General features: G+C 65.3%; 1 protein-coding gene and 1 pseudogene. Both read right to left on the bottom strand.

Annotated elements, in window-relative coordinates:
• On the bottom strand, positions 1 to 787 hold a 787-nt coding region (locus ACTJLF_RS34565; protein WP_440884894.1), incomplete at its 3' end, for an MCP four helix bundle domain-containing protein.
• Between the two features lie 104 nt (positions 788 to 891).
• Positions 892 to 1,139, bottom strand: a pseudogene (locus ACTJLF_RS34570) (methyl-accepting chemotaxis protein); the annotation flags it as partial.

Genomic DNA, 1,139 nt, shown 5'->3' on the forward strand with positions numbered 1-1,139 from the left:
CCGTCGCGATCGTGTCCGTGCCGGTGCGCACCTCGCTGACGATCTTCACGAGGCTGTCGTTCATGCCCTTCAGCGCCTCGAGCAGTTGCCCGGTCTCGTCCGTCGTGCGGGCCTCGATGCGGCTGGTGAGATCGCCACCGGCCACCGATTGCGCCACCTTCACCGCCTCCTCCAGGGGACGGGAGACGATGCGAGCGATCCACAGCGCCAGGCCCAGGCCCAGCGCGATGCTGCCCACGAGCAGGCCCAGCACCCAGAGCCTCGCCTCCTGGTGGACGGCGTCGGCAGTCTCGCCCGCGCGGACGGCGCCCGCCAGGTTCACCTTCGTCAGCTTGTCGAGCGCCGCATTCATCTCGTTGCTGAGCTGCTGCGACTTGCCACGGATCATGTTGCTGGCCTGGTCGGTGTCCTGGGTGTGGGACACGGCGACGATCTTCCTGTGCTCCAGCTCGTATTGCGCAAGAAGTTTCTCGAATACCGGGAAGACCTCGCGCTCCTCGGGTTCGGAGATGAGCCCCGCGTACTCGGTGCGCTTCTTCTGCAGCGCCGCCCATGATTCGTCCATCGCCTTCTCGTAGGCGGCCATTTCGTTGAACGAGCCCGAGAGTGCGTGCGCCATCTCCTGGGAGCGGAAGTTCGACACCATGCCCTTGAGCTCCAGCAGCGAACGCGTGGCGGGCAGCCAGTTGGTCGAGAGGTCCGTCGATGTCTGATGGACCTTGGAGAGCTGCAGCATCGAGATCACGCCCAGGCATGCCGTGAGCAGGAGAACCGCGACGAAGGCCACGAGCAGCTTGGTCGCGATCCTGAGGTTGTAGAAGGCTTTGATGATCTTTCCTTGGGGGCCGCGAGGGCCGAGACGCTATGTGTGTGTTATCAGGTGCGTGCGAGTCAGAACTCTCGCCACTCACCGCCGCCGGCCACGGCCAGCTGTTGCGGTCTGGGCAGCGACGGTTCTTCGGCATAGGCCGCAGGTAAACTTTCAGCCTGCGTGCGGGACGCGACGTGCTTGCCGCTTGCATCGAGCTTGAAGATGCTGACCGCGCGCACCAGGCTGCCAGCCTGCTCCTGCAGGGACTGGGCCGCGGCGGAAGCCTCCTCGACCAGCGCGGCGTTCTGCTGCGTCACCTGGTCCATCT

It is taken from the genome of Variovorax sp. 22077 (assembly GCF_052044195.1).
Lineage (GTDB): Bacteria > Pseudomonadota > Gammaproteobacteria > Burkholderiales > Burkholderiaceae_C > Variovorax > Variovorax atrisoli.